Consider the following 19,489-nt stretch of genomic DNA (forward strand, 5'->3'; position numbering starts at 1 on the left):
GGCTCCGGACCGTCCGTTGCCCCGGACGGTCCGGCGATGAGCCCCGGAGCCGCCGTTGGTCCCCGACCCTCACCGATCGGCGGCGGCTCCGGTACGCAAAAGAGACGGGGCGGACACCTTGTGCGGAGGTGCCCGCCCCGTCGCGCTGCCCGGACGCGGGTCCGCACGCGGTTCTCGGGGGCGCCGGGGGCGCTGATTCGCCGGCCCGTTGGCGGGGCCGCGGGCGGCCCCGTGGGGGAGCGGGGTGTGGCCCGGCCGTGGGGCCGCCCGGGGCTGTGGGGCGTGGCCCGGTCCGGGGGAGTGGGCCCGCGGGGGGAAATGTAGGTTCCTGTTGCATTGCGGCCGGTTGAATTCTGGGCTGTTGAAGGCCGGACTTTTACGCTCCGGCTACGTCCGGGCAAATGGCGCCGATTCATCCCGCAAAGAACGGGCGGAGCGCGGCCACCGGATCCCCACCCGCCGACCGCGCCCCATTACCCCTGCCGGGCGGGAGAGCCGCAACCTTTCAGGTCCGCCGCCGGACGTGCGAAGCCCCCCACGGTCTTCACCACGTCACCTCGGTCCTGAAGGTTTCCTGCCCGACGGCGTACAGCTTTTCGGTTCACCCCCGGTCTCCGCGATGCGTTTCAACTGTGGCTGAAATGCCGTGGTGACGTCCTGTGATGGCGTGCATACTCATTGGCGGGGGGTGATTGCGGATGCAACAGGTGGGGGTTCAGTGCTACGTATTCATTTCACCGGGGAGGACCTCGCCGGGGTCCGGATGGCTGCCCGGCCGGATGCGTTGTGGGAAACGATTCTCAGCTTTCACAGGTTGCGGGACCGGCGCGGCGCGATGGTCTACGGAGCATGGCGCTCGGAATCCCGGACGCGGCTGAACGGCGAAACGCGACTGCTCGGCGCTCTCGTCCCGACGCGGGGCTATTTCCCCGATTTCCTGACCCCGCCCCAGGGCCTCGACGGCCTCGACGCGGGCCTCCAGGCCGTACGGGCGACCCCGCCCGCCCGGGTCCACACGGAGCTGGCCCTGCTGGCCTCCTCCCGGCCCGGCGGGGGACCGCTGCCCGGGTGGGCGCGCGACCTCGCCGAGGGGCGGCAGGAGCCGTTCGGCCGGCTCATCGGCGCGCTGCGCGGCTACCACCGGGCGGCCATCGAGCCGTACTGGTCGCACATCGAGGCCCGCGTGGAGGCCGACCGCGCCGTGCGCGGCCGGGCCCTCCTCGACGGCGGGGCCGACGAACTGCTGGCCACCCTGCCGCCCGTACTGCGCTGGAAGGCGCCCGTGCTGGAGGCCGACTATCCCGTCGAGCGCGAACTGCACCTGGACGGGCGGGGCCTGCTCCTCCAGCCCTCGTACTTCTGCCGGGGCACCCCGGTCGTCCTCCGCGACCCGGACCTGCCGCCCGTCCTGGTCTACCCCGTCACGCACACCGACGCCCCGGTGGCGGCCCCGTGCGAGACCGGGACGTCCCCGCTGGGGCGGCTCGTCGGGCACACCCGGTGCGCCGTGCTCAGGGCCATAGGCCACGGCGGTACGACGAGCGAGCTGGCCCGCCGCGCGGGCGTCTCCCTCGCCTCCGCCAGCCAGCACGCGGGCGTGCTGCGGGACGCGGGCCTCGTCTACACGCTCCGCCAGGGCAGCTCCGTGCTGCACACCCTGACGCCACTGGGCGCCGCCCTCCTGCACGGAGGCGGCGCCCAGCCCAGGCAGCAGCAGCCACGGCCCTACGCGCGGAAGGGGCCCGTCACCTCGTAGGTGATGCCGCCCGACGAACTGCCCGTCGTGCCGCGCTGGCTGGAGAAGTACAGCCGCTTGCCGTCAGGCGAGAAGGCCGGGCCGCAGATCTCGGAGCCCGACTGGCCGTTGATCCGCAGGAAGGGTGCCACCACGTCGTCCGGCGTGATGACGCAGATCTCCATGTTGCCGCCGTCCTCCGCGATGTACAGGTCGCCGGAGGACGAGCCGGTGACGTTGTCCACGCCGGTCAGCGGGGCGGTTCCGGAGGTCACCAGGGAGTCGTCGTAGGCCAGCTCGTAGGTGTTGCTGGTGAGGTTCAACTGCCACAGGCGGTTGTCGCCCTTGGTGGTGAACCAGACGGTGTCGCTCGCGTAGTGGCAGCCCTCGCCGCCGTTGAACTTCTTCGCCCCCGACACCTGGTACCGGGTCGCGGTGGGGGAGCCGTCCGGGTCCGGCACGTTCTGCCAGGTGAAGGAGCCCGAGGTGGCCGTCCCCGCCACCAGGACCTGGAGCGTGCCGGAGGACAGGTTGCCCCAGGTGCCGGGGACGAACCGGTAGAGGCAGCCGTCGGACTTGTCCTCGGTCAGGTAGATGACCTTGCGGACCGGGTCGGCGGCCGCGGCCTCGTGGTTGAAGCGGCCCATGGCGGCGCGGCGCACCGCGGCGTTGACGCCCCACGGGTCGGTCTCGTACACGTACCCCGTGTCGACCTCCTCGCAGGACAGCCAGGTGTTCCACGGGGTCGCGCCGCCCGCGCAGTTGCGGTTGGTGTTGGACAGGATCCGGTAGGCGCCGGTGATCGCGCCGGTCGAGGAGAACTTGATCGCGCTCGCACCGCCGGTGGAGGAGATCTCCGAGTTGGAGACGTAGATCCAGCCGGTGCCGTCGGCGAAACAGGCGCCGCCGTCGGGCGCGTTGTGCCAGGTGTAGGAGGTCGAGCCGACCTTCTGGCCGGAACGGGCGATCACCCGGCTGGTGAAGCCGCTGGGCAACTGGATGCCGTTGGCGTCCGCCGCGCCGAGCGCCCCGTACGGGCCCGCGCCCGGCTGCGCCGGGGCCGCGTAGGCCGCGCCGCGCATGAGGGTGAAACCGAAGGCGGCGGCGGAGCCGCCGATGACCGCTCCACGCAGGAAACTGCGACGTTCCACTTGTCACTCCAGGGGATCGTGACCAGCCCTGCCGCACCGGGCCGGGCGGCGGGGTCGAGCGCTTCGGGAACCTAGAAGCCCTGGATTGACGGTGCATCAACAATCAGTGAAGGGGAAGCATCGGGGGCCGGTCGGTGCCGGGCCGCGGCTTGTTCAGCCCTCCAGCAGCTCCTTGAGTTCCGTGAGGCGCTCCTTCCAGAAGACCTTGTACGCCTCGACCGCGTCCGCGTCCGGCAATTTGGTGTGGCCCAGCCCGATCCGGGTCTTCGGTCCACCCTTGGGGGTCAGGTAAACGGCGATCCGGCCACCGCCCTCCCAGTCCGCCGTGACGGACGTGCCGGGCCGGTGCGTGCGGAGGGTGAACCCGCCCTCCGGCAGCCAGCGCCGGCGTACGTCCGGGTCGGTGAAGGCCTCGGTCACCCGATCGGGCGGGGCGTTCACCGTCCTGCTGACGGAGACCTGCCAGTCGCCCCCGCTCGACTGGCCCACCTCGCGCAGGCCGCGCTCCTGCTCGTACCCGACCGTGATCGACTGGGCGTGCCAGCCGGGCACGCCGTGCGTCTCGACGAGGTGGCGGGCGATCTCGGTGTGGGTGCGGGTGGCGGCGCCCCACGCGTCGAGCACGGCGAACCAGGCCGCCCAGTCCTTTCCGGTGGCGGCGGACAGGGCGTCGCCCGACAGCTTCTCGGTGATCCTCCGGCTCGGCGGGCTCATGGCGCCGAGGCTAGGTCGGCGCCGGGTACCCCGCAACGCATGCGTCCCGTGTGCCCGCGGTGGCGGGTGGCGCCGAGTGGGGCGAAATTTTTTTTCAGGGAACTTCCGGGTGAGCGATGAGTTCCGGCTGCCCCCGTGGTCTACCCCCTCGAAAGCGACACACCCACATGAGAGAAGAGATGACGACATGCCCCAGATGATCTTCGTGAACCTGCCGGTGAAGGACCTCCAGACGTCGAAGACCTTCTGGAGCAAGCTGGGCTACTCCTTCAACGAGCAGTTCAGCGACGACAAGACCGCCTGTCTGGTGATCAGCGACACCATCTTCGTGATGCTGCTGACCGAGCCGCGCTTCAAGGACTTCACGAAGAAGGAGATCGCGGACGCGGCGCGGACGACGGAGGCGATCTTCGCGCTGAGCGCCGACAGCCGGGAGCGGGTCGACCAGTTGTGCGACGCCGCGCTGGCGTCCGGCGGCTCGGCCGCCAATGACCCGCAGGACTACGGCACGATGTACGGCCGTTCCTTCCAGGACCCGGACCACCACCTGTGGGAGGTCATGTGGATGGACCCGGCGGTCGTCGAGGGTCAGGCCTGAGCTCCCGGCAAGGCTCTGATCAGGCCGCCACGCCGCCGTCCACGACCAGGTCGGTTCCCACCGTCGATCCCGCGTCCGGTGAGGCCAGGTAGAGCACGGCGGCGGCGACCTCCTCGGCGGAGGTCAGCCGGCCGAGCGGCGTGGTGAACCTGGCCGCGCGCTCCTCGGGGGTCTCGCCCGGCAGCAGCGACATCGGGGCGTCGGAGGCGCCGGGGCTGACCAGGTTGATCCGGATGCCGTCCCGGACGTGGTCCAGGGCGGCGGCCCGGGTCAGCGCGGCGACCGCCGCCTTGCCGGCCGCGTACCCGCCCATGCCGGGCAGGCGGACGTGGGCGCCCAGGGTCGAGCCGACGTTGACGATCGCCCCACCGCCGTTCGCCCGCATGTGGGCGATCTCGGCCTGGAGTGCGTACAGCATCCCGGTGACGTTGGCGTCCAGCATGGCCTGCCAGTCGGCCGGCCCGAGGTCGGCGACCGCACTCCCCGCGCCGCGCAGCACGGCGGCGTTGTTGACGGCCACGTCCAGGCCGCCGAAGCGGGCGACGATCCGGTCCACCAGGGCACGCATGTCGCCGGCCCGGCTCACGTCGGCGGTGAACGCGGCCGCCGTGCCGCCCTCCTTCTCGACCAGGGCGACGGTCTCGTCCAGGGTGGCGGCGGTGCGCCCGGCGACGGCCACGGCGGCGCCCTCGGCGGCGAGGGCGAGCGCGATGGCCCGGCCGAGTCCGGATCCGGCGCCGGTGACGAGAGCGGTGGTGCCGGTGAAGCGTGCGGACATGTCGTCCCCCTTCGTTTATGGGAATCGTCTATGGGAATTCTTGACTGATCAGTCAAATATGAGGGCGGAAAAGAAGGGTGCCCGTGCCTCGGGCACCCCTGTGTCACGGCTTTGCGGTCAGGCCGTGCGGTCAGTCCAGCAGCGTCAGCGCCTGCTCGGCCGCGTCCCGCACCCGCGCGGGGTCGCCGGACGCCTTGCCCACGACCCGCAGCCCCTGCATCAGCACCAGCAGCATCCGCGCCAGCGCCCGCGGGTCGCGGTGCGCGGGCAGTTCGCCCTGGGCCCGCGCCCGCGCCAGCGCGGAGTGCAGCAGGGTCTCGATGTGCTCCCAGCCGATCTCCACCCGGCGGGCCGCGGCCCGGTCGTGCGGGGCCAGTTCGGCCGCCGTGTTGGTGAAGAAGCAGCCGGTCAGCCGCTCCGCGTCGGAGGACGCCTCGGCGGCGAACCGCCGCACCACCGCCCGCACGGCCGGCAGTGCCGGGCCGGGCCGGGACAGCTCGTCCATCAGGCCGGGCTCGCGGGTCTCCGCGTACCGGTCCATGGCCTTCAGGTACAGCTCGTGCTTGTTGCCGAAGGTGGCGTAGATGCTGGCGCGGCCGATGCCGAGGCGGTCGGTGAGGTCCGCCATCGACGTCGCCTCGTAGCCGCGCTCCCAGAACAGCTCAAGGGCTGCCTGGAGCGCGGCGTCCGGGTCGAATTCCTTGGTCCTGGCCACGGAGATGACTCTATGACCATCTGGAACGAACGGTCAAGAAACCGTGGCGAGTTCGCGCGCCCGGACCTCGAAGACCGTCACCGAGACCTCCTCGTCGTCCAGACACCGCCCCGTCTCCAGGTCGAAGCGCTGCTTCAGCAGCGGCGACGCCACGAACGGCCGCCCGCCCGCCGACCCGATCAGGCCGCGCGACAGCACCTGGGCGCCCGTGAACGGGTCCCGGTTGTCGATCGCGTACCACCGGCCCGCCCGGTCCCGGAAGAGCGCCACCTGCCGCCCGTCCGGCAGCAGCGCCGCCATGCCGCGTCCCGGCGTCAGCACCGAGTCGTCGCAGATCGGCAACCACTCGTCACCGTGGGAGAGTTCGAGCATCATCGGGCGGAAGCTCCTTCCAGGGAGTCCGTGGACGTCAGGGGTTCCAGCGTCAGGATCGTCAGGTCCGGCTTGATCTGGCCGCGCTCCGGGACGAACTTCACCGACGGGTCCGGTGCGTCCGGGGCGTTCACGAAGGAGACGAACCGGCGCAGCCGCTCGGGGTCGTTCAGCGTCTCGGCCCACTCGTCCCGGTACGTCGCCACGTGCGCGGCCATCAGCGACTCCAGCTCGTCGCAGAGCCCGAGTTTGTCGTGCACGATCACGTCGCGCAGGTGGTCCAGGCCGCCCTCCAGCCGCTCCAGCCAGGTCGCGGTGCGCTCCAGCCGGTCGGCGGTGCGGATGTAGAACATCAGGAACCGGTCGATCAGCCGGATCAGCTCCGCGTCCGACAGGTCCTGGGCGAGCAGGTCCGCGTGGCGCGGCGTGGCGCCGCCGTTGCCGCCGACGTACAGGTTCCAGCCGTTGGCCGTGGCGATCACGCCGAAGTCCTTGGACTGGGCCTCCGCGCACTCGCGGGCGCAGCCCGACACGGCCGACTTGAGCTTGTGCGGGGCGCGCAGGCCCCGGTAGCGCAGCTCCAGGTCGATCGCCATCTTCACCGAGTCCTGCACGCCGTACCGGCACCAGGTCTGGCCCACGCAGGACTTCACCGTCCGCAGCGACTTGCCGTACGCGTGCCCCGACTCGAAGCCCGCGTCCACCAGCCGCGCCCAGATCCGCGGCAGTTGGTCCACGCGCGCGCCGAACAGGTCGATCCGCTGACCGCCCGTGATCTTGGTGTAGAGGCCGAAGTCCCGGGCCACCTCACCGATCACGATCAGCTTCTCCGGGGTGATCTCCCCGCCGGGGATGCGCGGAACGATCGAGTACGAGCCGTTGCGCTGCATGTTCGCCAGGAAGTGGTCGTTGGTGTCCTGGAGCGCGGCCCGCTCGCCGTCGAGGATGTACTCGTTGGTCAGGCTCGCCAGGATCGACGCCACGGCCGGCTTGCAGATCTCGCAGCCCTCGCCGCCGCGCGCCTCCTCCCGCCCGTGCGAGTCGAGCAGCTCGGCGTACGACGTGAAGCGCATCGTGCGGACGATCTCGTACAGCTCGCTGCGGGTGTACGAGAAGCAGCCGCACATCCCGCTGTCGGCGGGCTTGGGCAGGAGCTGCTGGATCACCTTGACGCAACTGCCGCAGCCGGTGCCCGCCTTGGTGCACTTCTTGACCTCGGGCAACGACGAACAGGCGCAAATAGCGCCCTTGGTGACGTTGTGGCAGGAGCAGATGATCGCGTCGTCGGGGAGGGCGGAGGGGCCGAGGGCGACCGGCGCGCCCGCACCGGCCGGCAGCACCAACTGCTCGGGCGCGACGGGCGGCTTGGTACCGGTCATCGGCCGCAGCATCCCGTACGACTCGGCGTCACCGACGAGGACGCCGCCCAGCAGCACGCCGTCCTCGTCCACGACGAGCTTCTTGTAGACGCCGGCGCGCGAGTCGGAGTAGACGACGTCCAGGCAGTTCTCCGTGGTGCCGTGTGCGTCGCCGAAGGACGCCACGTCCACGCCGAGCAGCTTCAGCTTGGTGGAGGTGTCGGCGCCGGTGAAGCCGTCCGCCTCCTCCTCGGCGATCGTCGCGGCCGCCGTCAGCGCCATCTCGTAGCCGGGCGCCACCAGCCCGTAGACCCGGCCGTCCGCCGCCAGGGCGCACTCGCCGATCGCGTACACGGCCGGGTCCGACGTACGGCACCGCTCGTCCACCGCGATACCGCCGCGCTCGCCCACCGTCAGGCCGCAGTCGCGCGCGAGCTGGTCCCGGGGCCGTACGCCCGCCGAGAAGACCACCATGTCGGTGGTGACCGTGGAACCGTCCGACAGGGCCATGCCCGTCACCGAGCCGTTCTCGGTGAGCACCTCCTGCGTGCCGGTACCGGTGTGGACGATGAGGCCCATGTTCTCGATGGTGCGCAGCAGCGCGGCGCCGCCGCCCTCGTCCACCTGCACCGGCATCAGGCGCGGCGCGAACTCCACGATGTGCGTCTCCAGGCCCAGGCCCTTGAGCGCGCCCGCCGCCTCCAGACCGAGCAGCCCGCCGCCGACCACCGCGCCGGTCTTCGCCGTCTTCGCGTACTGCTCGATGGCGAGCAGGTCCTCGATCGTGCGGTAGACGAAGCAGCCCGTCGCGTCCTTGCCGGGTACGGGAGGGACGAAGGGGTACGAGCCGGTCGCCAGCACGAGGGTGTCGTACGCGATCACGCGGCCGGCGCGCGAGGTGACCGTCCTCGCCTCGCGGTCGATCGTCTCGGCCGGGTCGTCCAGGTGCAGCTCGATGCCGTGCCGGGCCATGAAGCCGTCCTCGACCATGGACAGCTCGTCGGGCGTCCTGCCGTCGAAGTACGAGGTCAGCCGCACGCGGTCGTACGCCGCGCGGGGCTCCTCGCAGAGCACGACGATCCGCGCCCGCTCCGTGACGCCCCGCTCGGCGAGGGCCTCCAGGAAGCGCTGGCCGACCATGCCGTGGCCGACGAGGACGATTGTGGGCATGTGGGCCATTTCAGGAGCCTCCGTCATGGGTGAGCAGGTGGAGCAGGGGCGCTTCCGGCAGGGCCTCGTCGCCCTCCCAGGCCCGGGCGAGCGCCCCGACCGCGCCGAGATCGCCGAGCAGCACGCCGCCGACGAGACGGTCGCCGCGGACGACGACCTTGCGGTACGCGCCGCTCGTCGCGTCCGCCAGCCGCACGGTGTCGTCACCGGGCAGCGGCGTCGCCTCGCCGAACGCCGCCAGTTCGAGGGCGTCCATGCTGAGCCGGGTCAACGCGCGCGTGCCCCGGTAGGCGCCGGTGCCGTGCAGCAGGACGTCCGCGAGGGCGTCGGCCTGCTCCAGGGCGGCGCCGGCCAGCCCGTAGAGGCGGCCGTCGTGCTCGGCGCAGTCGCCGATGGCGTGGATGTACGGGTCGGAGGTGCGGAGCTGGTCGTCCACGACGATCCCGCGCCGCACGTCCAGGCCCGCCTCCAGGGCGAGGCCCACACGCGGCCGGACCCCGCACGCGATGACGACGACGTCCGCGTCCAGGACGAAGCCGTCGGCGAGTTCCACCGCCTCGACCGTGTCGTCCACGCACCGCAGCCCCCGGACGCGGCACTCGGTGTGGACCTCCACGCCAAGGTCCGCCTCCAGGTGGCGGCGCAGCAGGCGCGCCGCCTCGGCGTCGAGCTGGCGCTCCATCAGGTGCTCGCCCTGCTGGGCCAGCACCACCTCCGCGCCCCGGGCCGCCAGCGCGCGGGCCGCCGACACGCCCAGCAGGCCGCCGCCGATCACCACCGCCCGCACCCCGGGCGCCACCAGCGCGTCCAGCGCCAGGCAGTCGTCGAGCGTCCGGAAGGCGTGCACCCCGGCCGGCAGCCGCCCGCCACCGAGGCCGCGCAGCGGTGGCAGCACCGGGTTCGAGCCGGTGGCCAGAACCAGCCGGTCGTATGCGAAGGCCTCGCCGTCCGCGCAGTGCACCACCCGGGCGGCGCGGTCGACACCGGTCACGCGCACGCCGTGGCGCGTCGTGCCGTCGCGGGGCGTCGGCAGGGCGATGACCTCGGGCGCGTACCGCCCGGCGAGGACGTCCGCGAGCAGCACCCGGTTGTACGGGGCGTGCGGCTCCTCGCCGAGCAGGGTGACCGGCAGCCGCTCGGCGAGGCGTGCGCCCGCCGTGCCTCCGCCTACCACCACGATCCGTGAACTCATGCCCGTCAGCGTGCGTCGGCGGTGTTACCCGGCAGCATCCCGTTTGTTTCGCGCACGGAAAGCTGACCTCAGCGGACGGCGCCGTGCCCCGTGAGGGCTCCCGGCGTCCCCCGTGCGGGGGTGGGGGAAACCGAACCCCGGATCTTCGTGCCGGCACCATGGCCCGGCGCGCGGGTGTTCGGGAGCCTTGAGCCATGGAAGCCGTCACTCTCGTGCTCACCGAACCGTTCCGCGCGGCCACCTGGAAGCGGGTGGCTTACCTGCTGCTGGCCCTGCCCGCCGGGCTGCTGTGCGTACCGCACCTCGCCGCCGCGCGGCTGCTCGGAGTGGACCTCGGCCGCCGCCCGGCCCCGTGGCGGCTCGTCCTCCACGCGCTGCTGGCCACGCCGCTGAATCTGGCCGCCGTGGTCGTCACCGTCTACGGCTGGTCGCTGGTGCCCATGAACCTGGGCTGGCCGCTGCGCGCCGGCGACCCGGCCCAGGCGTGGGGCGGGCCGACCTTCGCCGGGGCGTGGGCGTTCCACGCCGTGGTGGGCGGGGTGGGCTTCCTGCTGCTGATGCCGTGGATAGGCCGGGGGCTCACCGGGCTCCAGGGGCGGCTCGCGGCACGGCTGCTCTAGGTTCGGGCCATGGTGCGCCCCTCTGTGCACGCGTCCGTGCACGCGTCCGTGTTCGCGCTCGTCCACGCGATCGTCGGCTTCCCGCTCGCGGTGACCGGCTTCGTCCTCGTCCTCGCCGGACTGCTGCTGGGCGGTGTCCTGTCGGTGACCGCGCTCGGCCCGTGGGTCCTCGCCCTGACCGTGCGCGGTGCCCTCGGGCTGGGCGCGGTGCAGCGGCGCCTCGCGCGGGTGCTGCTGGACGTGCGCGTCGAGGCGCCCGCGTGGCGCCCCGGGCCGGAGTCCGGGGCCTTCGGGTGGCGGCGAGCCGTGCTCGGCGACCGGGCCGGGTGGCGGGCCATCGGGTGCGCCCTGGCCGCGCCGCTGACGGCCGCGCTGCCGCTGGTGGCGGTCCTGGTGGGCTATGTGTACGGGGCGCTGTTCGTGCTGGGCCCCCTCGTCGGCGCGGGCGAGGCGCGGGTGGTGACCGTGCTGGGCGGGCTCGCGCTGCTGGCCGTAGCGCCCTGGCTCGTCCGGCGGTCCCTGGCGCCGCACTCGGCGCTGCTCGTCGCCCTGCTCGCCGAGGACCCGGCGGCCCGGCGCATCCGGGCGCTGGAGGAGACCCGGGCGCAGGCCGTCGAGGACGCGGCGGCCACCCTGCGGCGCATCGAGCGCGACCTGCACGACGGCACCCAGGCGCGGCTGGTGGGCCTCGGCATGCACCTCACGCTGATCCGGGAGCTGATCACCGCGGGCGCCGACGAGGAACGGCTCCTCGGAGTCGTCGACACCGCGCGGGGCAACGCCACACAGGCCGTCGCCGAGCTGCGTGCCGTCGTCAAGGGCATCCATCCGCCCGTGCTGGACCAGGGCCTGGACGCGGCGCTGGCCACGCTCGCCGCCGACGCGCCGCTGCCGGTCGCCGTCACGGTGGACCTGGCGCGGCGGCCGTCACCGGCGCTGGAGTCCCTGGTGTACTTCTGCGCCGCCGAGCTCCTCGCCAACGCGGTCAAGCACAGCGGGGCGAGCGCCGTCACCGTGGACGTGCGGGGCACGGGCGGGGAGCTGTCGCTGGCCGTGTCCGACGACGGCCGGGGCGGCGCGGTGCCGGGGGCGGGCAGCGGGCTGACGGGCCTGCTGGGGCGGGTGCGCACCGTTGACGGGGCGCTGACGTGCGACAGCCCGCCGGGAGGCCCTACGTTGGTGACCATCGCCATCCCGTACTGATCGGAGTCCCATAGTGAGGGTCGTCATCGCCGAGGACTCCGCCATCCTGCGCGAAGGCATGGTGCAGTTGCTGGAGCTGCGAGGCGTGGAGGTGTGCGCGGCCGTCGGTGACGCCGACGCGCTGCTCGCGGCGGTGGCGGAACACCGGCCGGACGTCGCGGTCGTCGACATCCGGCTGCCGCCGACGCAGACGGACGAGGGGTTGCGCGCCGCGGTCGCCCTGCGCGGTACGGCGCCCGCGCCGGGCGTGCTGATCTTCTCGCAGTACGTGGAGACCAGGTACGCCGCCCAGCTCCTGGGGGAGGGCGGCGCGGGCGTGGGCTACCTGCTGAAGGAACGGGTCGTCGACATCGGTGAGTTCGTGGCGGCCCTGGAGCGGGTCGCGGCCGGTGGCACCGCCCTCGACCCCGAGGTCGTCGCCCAGCTCTTCGGGGCGGCCCGCCGCGCCTCGGCCCTGGACGGGCTGACGCCGCGTGAGCGTGAGGTGCTGGCGCTGATGGCGGAGGGGCGCACCAACCAGTCGATCGCCGAGCGGTTCACGGTCACGGAGCGGGCGGTCGAGAAACACGTCGCCAACATCTTCACCAAGCTGGACCTGCCCGCGGGGGAGGGCGGCCACCGCCGGGTCCTGGCGGTGCTGCGCTATCTGGACGCCCACGCGTGAACGGTCGCCGCATAGGCTCGCCTTCATGCCCGACATATCGCTGACCACCCTGGTCCTCCTCTGTGCGGCCGCCCTCGTGGCGGGCTGGATCGATGCCGTGGTGGGCGGCGGCGGGCTGCTGCTCCTGCCCGCGCTGCTGCTGGGCCTCCCGCACGTCCCGGCCGCCCACATCCTCGGCACCAACAAGGCGGTGGCCATCGTGGGGACGACGGGCGCCGCCGTGACGTACGTACGCAAGGCGCCGGTGCGGGTGGGGACGGCGGTGCGGATCGGGCTCGCCGCGCTCGCCGGGTCGATGGGCGGGGCGTTCTTCGCGGCGGGCATCAGCAGTGACGTGCTGCGGCCGGTCATCATGGTGGTGCTGCTGGGCGTGGCGGCGTTCGTGATGCTGCGGCCGTCCTTCGGTACGGCGGAGGGCAAGGGACCGGCGACCCGGGCGCGGGTCGTCACGGCGATCGTCCTCGTCGGTGGCGGGATCGGCTTCTACGACGGGCTGTTCGGCCCCGGCACCGGCACGTTCCTCGTGCTGGCGCTGACCGCCGTGCTCCACCTGGACCTGGTGACCGCGTCCGCCACGGCCAAGATCGTGAACGTGTGCACCAACGCGGGGGCGCTCGCGATGTTCGCGTACCAGGGAACGGTGCTGTGGCAGCTCGCGGCGCTGATGGCGGTGTTCAACCTGGCGGGCGGGATGTTCGGGGCACGGATGGCGCTGCGCAAGGGGGCGGAGTTCGTCCGGGGCGTGCTGCTGGTGGTGGTCTTCTCACTGGTGGCGAAGCTCGCGTTCGACCAGTGGGCCTAGCGGACCCCGATGAGGTGGGCGTACGCGACGACGTTGCCCTGGTAGCCGGTCTTCTCGTCGAACGGTCCGCCGCAGGTGATCACCCGTAGCTCGGCGCGGTCGGCGGGCCCGTAGACCTTCCGGTCGGGGAAGTCCTCGTTCTCGTACACCTCGATGGCGTCGATCGTGAAGACGGCGGTGCGGCCGTCGCGGCGGGTGACCTCGATGCGGTGGCCCTTCTTGAGGGCGCCGAGCGCGTAGAAGACGGCGGGGCCGTCCTCGTTGTCGACGTGTCCGGCGACGATGGCGGTGCCCCTGGCGCCCGGCGGGGTGCCGTCCTTGTACCAGCCGGCGATGTTGGGGTTCCCGGCGGGCGGGACCTCCAGGCTGCCGTCCGGGGCGAGGCCCAGGCGCATCACCGGGGCGTCGACGCCGATCTCGGGGATGCGGACGCGGACCGGGGCGGACGCGGGCAGCGGGTCGGCGGCCGCGTCGGTGTGCTGGTGCGGTCCGGCGGCGAAGGCCTCGGCGGCGGTGGGGGCGGGCGGGGTCAGGTCACTGGAGCCGTTCTGGATCAGCCAGAGGCCGATGCAGGCGGCGATCGCTATGCCCCAGCCCTTGCCCTTCTCCTTGCCCTGCTCCCTGCCCGTCTCCTGCCCCTCACCTTCGCCCTTCCTCGTGGTGTCGTCGTCGGTCATGGCTGCCCTCGCGGGGGTATGGGGCTCCCCGCCCGCGCCGCGGCCTCGGGGACACACGCGGCGGGGGCGGGGAGCGGGGGCGGGGGACGGGGACGGACCCCGTCAGCCGTCCTGCGCGCCGCTCGCCCGGCGGCGCAGGAGCCACACCCCGCCTGCGGCGGACGCGGCCAGCACTGCCGCTCCCGCCGCGATCTGGGTGGTGTCGGGGCCGACGCTGCCGCCCACCCCGGTCTTCACGTGGCCGCTGGGGACGTGGCCGCCCTGGTCGTGCCTGCCCTGGTCGTGCCCGCCGGAGCTGTGCCCGCCCGAGTCGTGCCCGCCCGAGCTGTGGCCGCCGCCGTGCTTGACGACCAGGTCGCCGGTGGCCGTCTTGCCGTTGTCGCAGGCCACGGAGATGGCGTAGGTACCCGGCTTGGTGTGGGCGGGGACCCGGAACTGCCCCACCACGACCTCCTTGTGGGTGCCCGGCGACAGCTCGAACTCGCCCGCGCCGAGGGACTCCGCGTCACCGATGCCGTGGCCCTTCTTGCCGCAGGCGGTGGTGTTGACCGTGACGGTCTCGCCCGGCTCGGCGGGCGACGGGTACACCTCCAGCTTCCCGAAGTCACCGGCGTGGGCGGCGTACGCGGCCGGCGAGGCGAGGGCGCCGAGCGAGACGACCGCCAGCGCGGTACCGGTCAGCAGGCGGGCAGTGGTGTGCATGGGGTCCTCCGGGCCGCCGGGGGGCGGCGTGTGACAGACGGTTGTCCTGTCTCCGAGGTAAGGCCCCACCCGCCCCGCCCGCCTGCTGATACCCCATCAGATTGCGCCGTCCGGGTCGGCGTGCCGCCCTGGACGTCCCGCATCACCGCAGGTCAGCGCGGGTGCCCCCGGCCCGCCCGGCGCGCCGCCCCGAACGGGTGACGCCCCCGCCCCCCGGCCGCGCCCCCCGCTCCCGGCCACGCCCCCGCCCCCGCCCCCGGCGACGCCCCCCGCCCCGGCCCATCGCCCCCGCCTCCGCGAGCGCCACCGCCACCGCCCCCGGCCGCGCCCGGCACGGGGGCTCAGCTCTCGATCAGGCGGCGCGGTCCCGGGCCGTGGGAGGCGAGCTCGTCGCCCGGGTTGGACAGCACGCAGCGGCTCAGCGACAGGCAGCCGCAGCCGATGCACTCCGTCAGGTTGTCGCGCAGCCGCTCCAGGGTCCTGATCCGCTCGTCCAGGTCCTCGCGCCAGCACTCGGAGATGCGCGCCCAGTCCTCGGGCGTCGGCGTGCGGTCCTCCGGCAGCAGCCCCAGCACGTCACGGATCGTGGCCAGCGGGATGCCCAGTCGCTGCGAGGTGCGGATGAAGGCGACACGGCGGAGCGTGTCACGGCTGTAGCGGCGCTGGTTGCCGGACGTGCGGCGGCTCTTGATCAGCCCCTCGCGTTCGTAGAACCGCAGCGCGGAGGGGGCGACACCACTGCGTTGGGCCAGCTCACCGATGGTTGCTTCCTTGGCGTTCCAGGCGAGTTGCGTCATGTGCGCAAGAGTAGCTTGACCTCAAGTTTGGTTGAGGTACCAAGGTCTTCCTCATGGAGATCACCAAGAGTTCGCCGCTCTCGCTCGCCGTCATCGTCGGAAGCAACCGCGAAGGCCGCTTCGGCCCCGTCATCGCCGACTGGTTCCTGGCCAACGCCACCCAGCGCACCGACTTCACCGTCGACGTCATCGACCTCGCCGACCCCGCCAACGACCTGCCCACCACCCTGTCCTACGACCCCGCGCCCGCCGTGCGCGACAAGCTCGCCGGCCTCAGCCCCAGGCTGGCCGCCGCCGACGCCTTCGTCGTCCTCACCCCCGAGTACAACCACTCCTTCCCCGCCTCCATCAAGAACCTCATCGACTGGCACTACACCGAATGGCAGGCCAAGCCCGTCGGCTTCGTCTCCTACGGCGGCATGTCCGGCGGCCTGCGCGCCGTCGAGCAACTGCGCCAGGTCTTCGCCGAGATGCACGCCGTGACCGTCCGCGACACCGTCTCCTTCCACAACGCCCGCGGCCACTTCGACGACGAGGGCCGCCACAAGGACCCCACCGCCCCCGACGCCGCCGCCAAGACGATGCTCGACCAGCTCGCCTGGTGGGGCCATGCCCTGCGGAACGCCAAGTCCCTCCAGCCGTACGGCGGATGAACCATGCTGCTGCGCCTGCTCCGCGCCCACCTGCGCCCTTACCGGCGGACGATCGCGCTGATCGTCCTGCTCCAGCTCGTCCAGTCCCTCGCCACCCTCTACCTGCCCACCCTCAACGCCGACATCGTCAACAACGGCGTGCTGCGCGGCGACACCGGCCACATCCTGTCCACCGGTGGCCTGATGCTCGCCGTCACCCTGCTCCAGGTCCTCGCCGCCGCCACCGCCGTGTACTTCAGCGCCCGCGTCGCCATGGGCATCGGCCGTGACCTGCGCGCCGCCGTCTTCCGCCGCGTACAGGACTTCTCCGTACGGGAGATGGGCCGCTTCGGCGCCGCCTCCCTGATCACCCGCACCACCAACGACGTGACCCAGGTGCAGACCCTCGCGCTCCTCGCCCTGACCATGCTGGTCGCCGCGCCGCTGATGTGCCTCGGCGGCATCGTCATGGCCGTCGGGCAGGACGTGCCGCTGGCGCTGCTGATCCTCGTGTTCGTCCCGCTCCTCGCCGGGGCCGTCGGCCTCATCATGCGCCGCCTGCCCCCGCTGTTCCGGGGGATGCAGGAGCGCGTCGACGAGGTCAACCGGATCGTGCGGGAGCAGATCACCGGCATCCGCGTCGTCCGCGCCTTCGTCCGCGACCGCCACGAGCAGTACCGGTTCGCCGGCGCCAACGCCGAGCTGCTGACCGTCGCGCTGCGCTCCGGCCGCCTGATGGCGCTGATGTTCCCGACCGTCCTGCTCGTCTGGGAGGGCGCCACCGTCGCGATCATCTGGTTCGGCGGGCTCCGGCTGGACTCAGGCTCGCTCCAGGCCGGTTCGCTGATCGCGTTCCTCAGCTACCTGATGCAGATCCTGATGGCCGTGATGATGACGATGTTCCTGATGATGCAGACGCCGCGTGCCGAGGTCAGCGCCGAACGCATCCGGGAAGTGCTCGACACCGAACCGTCCGTCGCCCCGCCCCCGGCACCGGTACGGGTACTGCGCGGCCCCGGCCACCTCGACATCCGCGCCGCCGACTTCCGCTACCCCGGAGCCGAGGAACCCGTCCTCCGCGCCGTCGACCTCACCGCCCGCCCCGGCCGCACCACCGCCGTCATCGGCTCCACCGGCAGCGGCAAGACCACCCTGCTGAACCTGGTGCCCCGGCTGTTCGACGCGACGGGCGGCGAGGTCCGCGTCGGCGGCACCGACGTTCGCGACCTGGAGCCCGGCCTGCTGGCCCGCACCGTCGGACTCGTACCGCAGAAGCCGTACCTCTTCTCCGGGACCGTCGCGACGAACCTGCGGTACGGGAAGGCCGACGCGACCGACGACGAACTGTGGCACGCGCTGGAGGTCGCCCAGGCCGCCGACTTCGTACGCGGACTGGAGGACGGCCTGGACTCCCCGGTCTCCCAGGGCGGCACCAACCTCTCCGGCGGGCAGCGCCAGCGCCTCGCCATCGCCCGCGTGCTCGCCGCCCGGCCCGACATCTACCTGTTCGACGACTCCTTCTCCGCACTCGACTACGCCACGGACGCCCGGCTGCGGGCCGCCCTCGCCGAGGAGACCGCGGGCGCGACCGTCGTCATCGTCGCCCAGCGCGTCTCCACCATCCGCGACGCCGACCGGATCGTCGTCCTCGACCAGGGCCGGGTCGTCGGCACCGGCACCCACGAGGAACTCATGCGGGACAACCACACCTACCGGGAGATCGTCCTCTCCCAGCTCACCGAGGAGGAAGCCGCATGAGCACGCCGGAGAGCCGACGCGCCCCCGAGCGCCGTGGACCCGCCGTCCACCAAAGAGGCCCCGGCCCGGCCACCCCGTCCCTCGAACGTTCCCTGGACTTCCGCCGCTCCGCCCTCCGCCTCCTCGGCACCCTCGCCCCCGACCGCCACCGGATCCTCGGCGTCCTCGCCGCCGCCACCGCCTCCGTCGCCCTGGCCGTCACCTCGCCCAAGATCCTCGGCCACGCCACCGACCTCGTCGTCACCGGCGCGGCGAGCCCCGCCGGCGTCGACTTCCGGGCCGTCGCCCAGGCACTCGCCCTCGCCCTCGGCGTGGTCGCGGCCGCCGCCGCCCTCACCTGGGTGCAACTGCGGCTCGCGATGACCGTCGTCCAGCGCGCCGGGCACCGGCTGCGCGAGCGGGCCCAGGCGAAACTGGCGAGACTGCCCCTCGCGTACTTCGACAAGCAGCCGCGCGGTGAGATCCTCAGCCGCGCCACCAACGACATCGACAACATCACCCAGACCATGCAGCAGGCCTTCGGCCAGATGGTGCGGGCGCTGCTCACCATCGTGGGCGTCCTGGCGATGATGTTCTGGATATCGCCGCTGCTCGCGCTGATCGCCCTCGCGACCGTCCCCCTCTCGGTCCTCGTTGCCACCCTCATCGGCAAGCGCGCCCAGCCGCAGTTCGTCGAGCAGTGGTCCGTCACCGGCAAGCTCAACGCCCACGTCGAGGAGATGTACAGCGGCCACGCCGAGGTGCTGGTCTTCGGCCGCAAGCAGCAGGCGGTGGACGCCTTCGACGAGCTGGGGGAGCGGCTGTACGCGGCGGGCTTCCGCGCCCAGGTCGTCTCCGGACTCATCCAGCCCGCGATGACCTTCGTCGGCAACCTCGGCTACGTACTCATCGCCGTGGTCGGCGGGCTGCGCGTGGCGTCCGGGACGCTGTCGATCGGCGACGTCCAGGCCTTCGTCCAGTACTCGTACGAGTTCAACGGCCCGGTCAACCAGGTCGCCGCCATGGCCAACCTCCTCCAGTCGGGCGTCGCCTCCGCCGAGCGGGTCTTCGACCTGCTGGACGCGGAGGAGGAGAGCCAGGGCACGGCCGGCCCGGTCCGGGTACGGAAGCGGGAGGGCCGGGTCTCCTTCGAGAACGTCGCCTTCCGCTACGAGCCCGCCAAGCCCCTGATCGAGGACCTGACGCTGACGGTCGAGCCCGGCCAGACGGTCGCCATCGTCGGCCCGACCGGCGCCGGCAAGACCACGCTGGTCAACCTGCTGATGCGGTTCTACGAGACGACCGGCGGCCGCATCGTGCTCGACGGCGTCGACGTGGCCGCGATGTCGAGGGACGAACTGCGCTCCGGGATCGGCATGGTCCTCCAGGACACCTGGCTCTTCGGCGGCACGATCGCCGACAACATCGCGTACGGAGTGCCGGGCGAGGTGCCGCGCGAGCGGATCGTCGAGGCGGCCATGGCCACCCACGCCGACCGGTTCATCCGTACGCTCCCCGACGGCTACGACACGCTGGTCGAGGACGGCGGGGAGGGGCTCAGCGCCGGTGAGAAGCAACTCCTCACCATCGCCCGCGCGTTCCTCACCGAACCGTCGATCCTCGTCCTCGACGAGGCCACCAGCTCCGTCGACACCCGCACCGAGGTGCTGATCCAGCGGGCCATGTCGTCCCTCAGGGAAGGGCGGACCAGCTTCGTGATCGCGCACCGGCTCTCCACCATCCGGGACGCGGACGTCATCCTGGTGATGGAGGCGGGCCGGATCGTCGAGCAGGGCACGCACGACGAGCTGCTGGCGGCCGGAGGTGCGTACGCTCGGTTGTACGCGGCGCAGTTCGCCGCCGTGGCCTAGC

19 protein-coding genes are annotated in these 19,489 nt (G+C 72.6%); 9 read left to right on the plus strand and 10 right to left on the minus strand.

Annotated features, from left to right (window positions below; all coding sequences use genetic code 11):
- Positions 1-718 precede the first annotated feature (718 nt).
- A complete protein-coding gene (locus tag ACZ46W_RS11560) occupies positions 719-1,756 on the plus strand; it encodes an ArsR/SmtB family transcription factor (protein WP_468335068.1) in 1,038 nt (345 codons plus the stop codon).
- Here ACZ46W_RS11560 and ACZ46W_RS11565 read toward each other — a convergent pair.
- On the minus strand, positions 1,726-2,886 hold the full coding sequence (locus ACZ46W_RS11565) for an alkaline phosphatase PhoX (protein WP_468335071.1): 1,161 nt from the start codon (positions 2,884-2,886) through the stop codon (positions 1,726-1,728). The genes ACZ46W_RS11560 and ACZ46W_RS11565 overlap by 31 nt on opposite strands.
- Before the next feature lie 153 nt (positions 2,887-3,039).
- Positions 3,040-3,600, minus strand: a complete 561-nt coding sequence (locus tag ACZ46W_RS11570) for a hypothetical protein (RefSeq protein WP_468335073.1) — start codon at positions 3,598-3,600, stop codon at positions 3,040-3,042.
- Positions 3,601-3,787: 187 nt separating this feature from the next.
- On the opposite strand from ACZ46W_RS11570, the gene ACZ46W_RS11575 reads away from it, so the two are divergent.
- Positions 3,788-4,198 (plus strand): VOC family protein, encoded by a 411-nt coding sequence (locus ACZ46W_RS11575; protein ID WP_468335076.1) that lies wholly within the window; start codon positions 3,788-3,790, stop codon positions 4,196-4,198.
- 19 nt (positions 4,199-4,217) lie between these two features.
- On the opposite strand, the gene ACZ46W_RS11580 is transcribed toward ACZ46W_RS11575, so the two are convergent.
- From ACZ46W_RS11580 to ACZ46W_RS11600, 5 genes are all read right to left on the minus strand, one after another.
- Positions 4,218-4,976 (minus strand): SDR family NAD(P)-dependent oxidoreductase, encoded by a 759-nt coding sequence (locus ACZ46W_RS11580; RefSeq protein ID WP_468335079.1) that lies wholly within the window; start codon positions 4,974-4,976, stop codon positions 4,218-4,220.
- A gap of 130 nt (positions 4,977-5,106) precedes the next feature.
- The gene (locus ACZ46W_RS11585; RefSeq protein WP_468335082.1) at positions 5,107-5,691 is read right to left on the minus strand and encodes a TetR/AcrR family transcriptional regulator; all 585 of its coding nucleotides are present in this window, start codon (positions 5,689-5,691) and stop codon (positions 5,107-5,109) included.
- A 33-nt stretch (positions 5,692-5,724) separates the two neighbouring features.
- Complete coding sequence (gene nirD, locus ACZ46W_RS11590) at positions 5,725-6,066, minus strand: nitrite reductase small subunit NirD (protein WP_468335085.1); 342 nt, start codon at positions 6,064-6,066, stop codon at positions 5,725-5,727.
- A complete protein-coding gene (nirB, locus tag ACZ46W_RS11595; RefSeq protein WP_468335088.1) occupies positions 6,063-8,600 on the minus strand; it encodes a nitrite reductase large subunit NirB in 2,538 nt (845 codons plus the stop codon). Before nirB ends, nirD begins: the two co-directional genes overlap by 4 nt.
- A gap of 1 nt (position 8,601) precedes the next feature.
- Entirely contained in the window at positions 8,602-9,783 is a 1,182-nt protein-coding gene (locus tag ACZ46W_RS11600; protein WP_468335091.1) for an NAD(P)/FAD-dependent oxidoreductase, read from the minus strand.
- Positions 9,784-9,977: 194 nt separating this feature from the next.
- On the opposite strand from ACZ46W_RS11600, the gene ACZ46W_RS11605 reads away from it, so the two are divergent.
- From ACZ46W_RS11605 to ACZ46W_RS11620, 4 genes are read left to right on the plus strand one after another with little or no spacing between them, the layout of a single operon-like run.
- Positions 9,978-10,403 carry a hypothetical protein gene (locus ACZ46W_RS11605; RefSeq protein WP_468335094.1) on the plus strand — a complete coding sequence of 142 codons (426 nt, stop codon included), beginning with the start codon at positions 9,978-9,980 and terminating at the stop codon, positions 10,401-10,403.
- Between the two features lie 9 nt (positions 10,404-10,412).
- Entirely contained in the window at positions 10,413-11,606 is a 1,194-nt protein-coding gene (locus tag ACZ46W_RS11610; RefSeq protein ID WP_468335098.1) for a sensor histidine kinase, read from the plus strand.
- A gap of 13 nt (positions 11,607-11,619) precedes the next feature.
- Positions 11,620-12,270 (plus strand): LuxR C-terminal-related transcriptional regulator, encoded by a 651-nt coding sequence (locus ACZ46W_RS11615; protein WP_468335101.1) that lies wholly within the window; start codon positions 11,620-11,622, stop codon positions 12,268-12,270.
- A 25-nt stretch (positions 12,271-12,295) separates the two neighbouring features.
- Positions 12,296-13,072, plus strand: coding sequence for a sulfite exporter TauE/SafE family protein (locus ACZ46W_RS11620; protein ID WP_468335104.1), 777 nt, complete (start codon positions 12,296-12,298; stop codon positions 13,070-13,072).
- Here the strand turns inward: ACZ46W_RS11620 and ACZ46W_RS11625 are convergent.
- From ACZ46W_RS11625 to soxR, 3 genes are all read right to left on the minus strand, one after another.
- Positions 13,069-13,749: a class F sortase gene (locus tag ACZ46W_RS11625; protein ID WP_468335107.1), complete on the minus strand. Its 681-nt coding sequence runs from the start codon at positions 13,747-13,749 to the stop codon at positions 13,069-13,071. The two genes, ACZ46W_RS11620 and ACZ46W_RS11625, sit on opposite strands and share 4 nt — an antisense overlap.
- Before the next feature lie 102 nt (positions 13,750-13,851).
- Positions 13,852-14,451, minus strand: a complete 600-nt coding sequence (locus tag ACZ46W_RS11630) for a hypothetical protein (protein ID WP_468335110.1) — start codon at positions 14,449-14,451, stop codon at positions 13,852-13,854.
- Positions 14,452-14,792: 341 nt separating this feature from the next.
- Complete coding sequence (gene soxR, locus ACZ46W_RS11635; RefSeq protein WP_468335113.1) at positions 14,793-15,248, minus strand: redox-sensitive transcriptional activator SoxR; 456 nt, start codon at positions 15,246-15,248, stop codon at positions 14,793-14,795.
- Between the two features lie 53 nt (positions 15,249-15,301).
- Between soxR and ACZ46W_RS11640 the strand changes: the two genes are divergently transcribed.
- Genes ACZ46W_RS11640 through ACZ46W_RS11650 form a run of 3 tightly spaced genes read left to right on the plus strand, consistent with a single transcriptional unit; the run spans position 15,302 to position 19,488 of the window.
- Complete coding sequence (locus ACZ46W_RS11640) at positions 15,302-15,901, plus strand: NADPH-dependent FMN reductase (protein WP_468335116.1); 600 nt, start codon at positions 15,302-15,304, stop codon at positions 15,899-15,901.
- 3 nt (positions 15,902-15,904) lie between these two features.
- On the plus strand, positions 15,905-17,638 hold the full coding sequence (locus tag ACZ46W_RS11645; RefSeq protein WP_468335119.1) for an ABC transporter ATP-binding protein: 1,734 nt from the start codon (positions 15,905-15,907) through the stop codon (positions 17,636-17,638).
- Entirely contained in the window at positions 17,635-19,488 is a 1,854-nt protein-coding gene (locus ACZ46W_RS11650; protein WP_468335122.1) for an ABC transporter ATP-binding protein, read from the plus strand. Before ACZ46W_RS11645 ends, ACZ46W_RS11650 begins: the two co-directional genes overlap by 4 nt.
- Position 19,489: the final 1 nt, after the last annotated feature.

The sequence above is a fragment of the Streptomyces sp. NPDC031064 genome, from assembly GCF_055570965.1.

Excerpts from the sequence above, each read along its gene's own strand:
- ACZ46W_RS11580 (WP_468335079.1), bottom strand. The coding sequence starts at position 4,976 with ATGTCCGCACGCTTCACCGGCACCACCGCTCTCGTCACCGGCGCCGGA.
- ACZ46W_RS11570 (WP_468335073.1), bottom strand. The coding sequence starts at position 3,600 with ATGAGCCCGCCGAGCCGGAGGATCACCGAGAAGCTGTCGGGCGACGCC.
- ACZ46W_RS11645 (WP_468335119.1), top strand. The coding sequence starts at position 15,905 with ATGCTGCTGCGCCTGCTCCGCGCCCACCTGCGCCCTTACCGGCGGACG.
- ACZ46W_RS11600 (WP_468335091.1), bottom strand. The coding sequence starts at position 9,783 with ATGAGTTCACGGATCGTGGTGGTAGGCGGAGGCACGGCGGGCGCACGC.
- ACZ46W_RS11610 (WP_468335098.1), top strand. The coding sequence starts at position 10,413 with ATGGTGCGCCCCTCTGTGCACGCGTCCGTGCACGCGTCCGTGTTCGCG.
- ACZ46W_RS11650 (WP_468335122.1), top strand. The coding sequence starts at position 17,635 with ATGAGCACGCCGGAGAGCCGACGCGCCCCCGAGCGCCGTGGACCCGCC.
- nirB (WP_468335088.1), bottom strand. The coding sequence starts at position 8,600 with ATGGCCCACATGCCCACAATCGTCCTCGTCGGCCACGGCATGGTCGGC.
- nirD (WP_468335085.1), bottom strand. The coding sequence starts at position 6,066 with ATGATGCTCGAACTCTCCCACGGTGACGAGTGGTTGCCGATCTGCGAC.
- ACZ46W_RS11620 (WP_468335104.1), top strand. The coding sequence starts at position 12,296 with ATGCCCGACATATCGCTGACCACCCTGGTCCTCCTCTGTGCGGCCGCC.
- ACZ46W_RS11630 (WP_468335110.1), bottom strand. The coding sequence starts at position 14,451 with ATGCACACCACTGCCCGCCTGCTGACCGGTACCGCGCTGGCGGTCGTC.
- ACZ46W_RS11575 (WP_468335076.1), top strand. The coding sequence starts at position 3,788 with ATGCCCCAGATGATCTTCGTGAACCTGCCGGTGAAGGACCTCCAGACG.
- ACZ46W_RS11625 (WP_468335107.1), bottom strand. The coding sequence starts at position 13,749 with ATGACCGACGACGACACCACGAGGAAGGGCGAAGGTGAGGGGCAGGAG.
- ACZ46W_RS11605 (WP_468335094.1), top strand. The coding sequence starts at position 9,978 with ATGGAAGCCGTCACTCTCGTGCTCACCGAACCGTTCCGCGCGGCCACC.
- ACZ46W_RS11640 (WP_468335116.1), top strand. The coding sequence starts at position 15,302 with ATGGAGATCACCAAGAGTTCGCCGCTCTCGCTCGCCGTCATCGTCGGA.
- soxR (WP_468335113.1), bottom strand. The coding sequence starts at position 15,248 with ATGACGCAACTCGCCTGGAACGCCAAGGAAGCAACCATCGGTGAGCTG.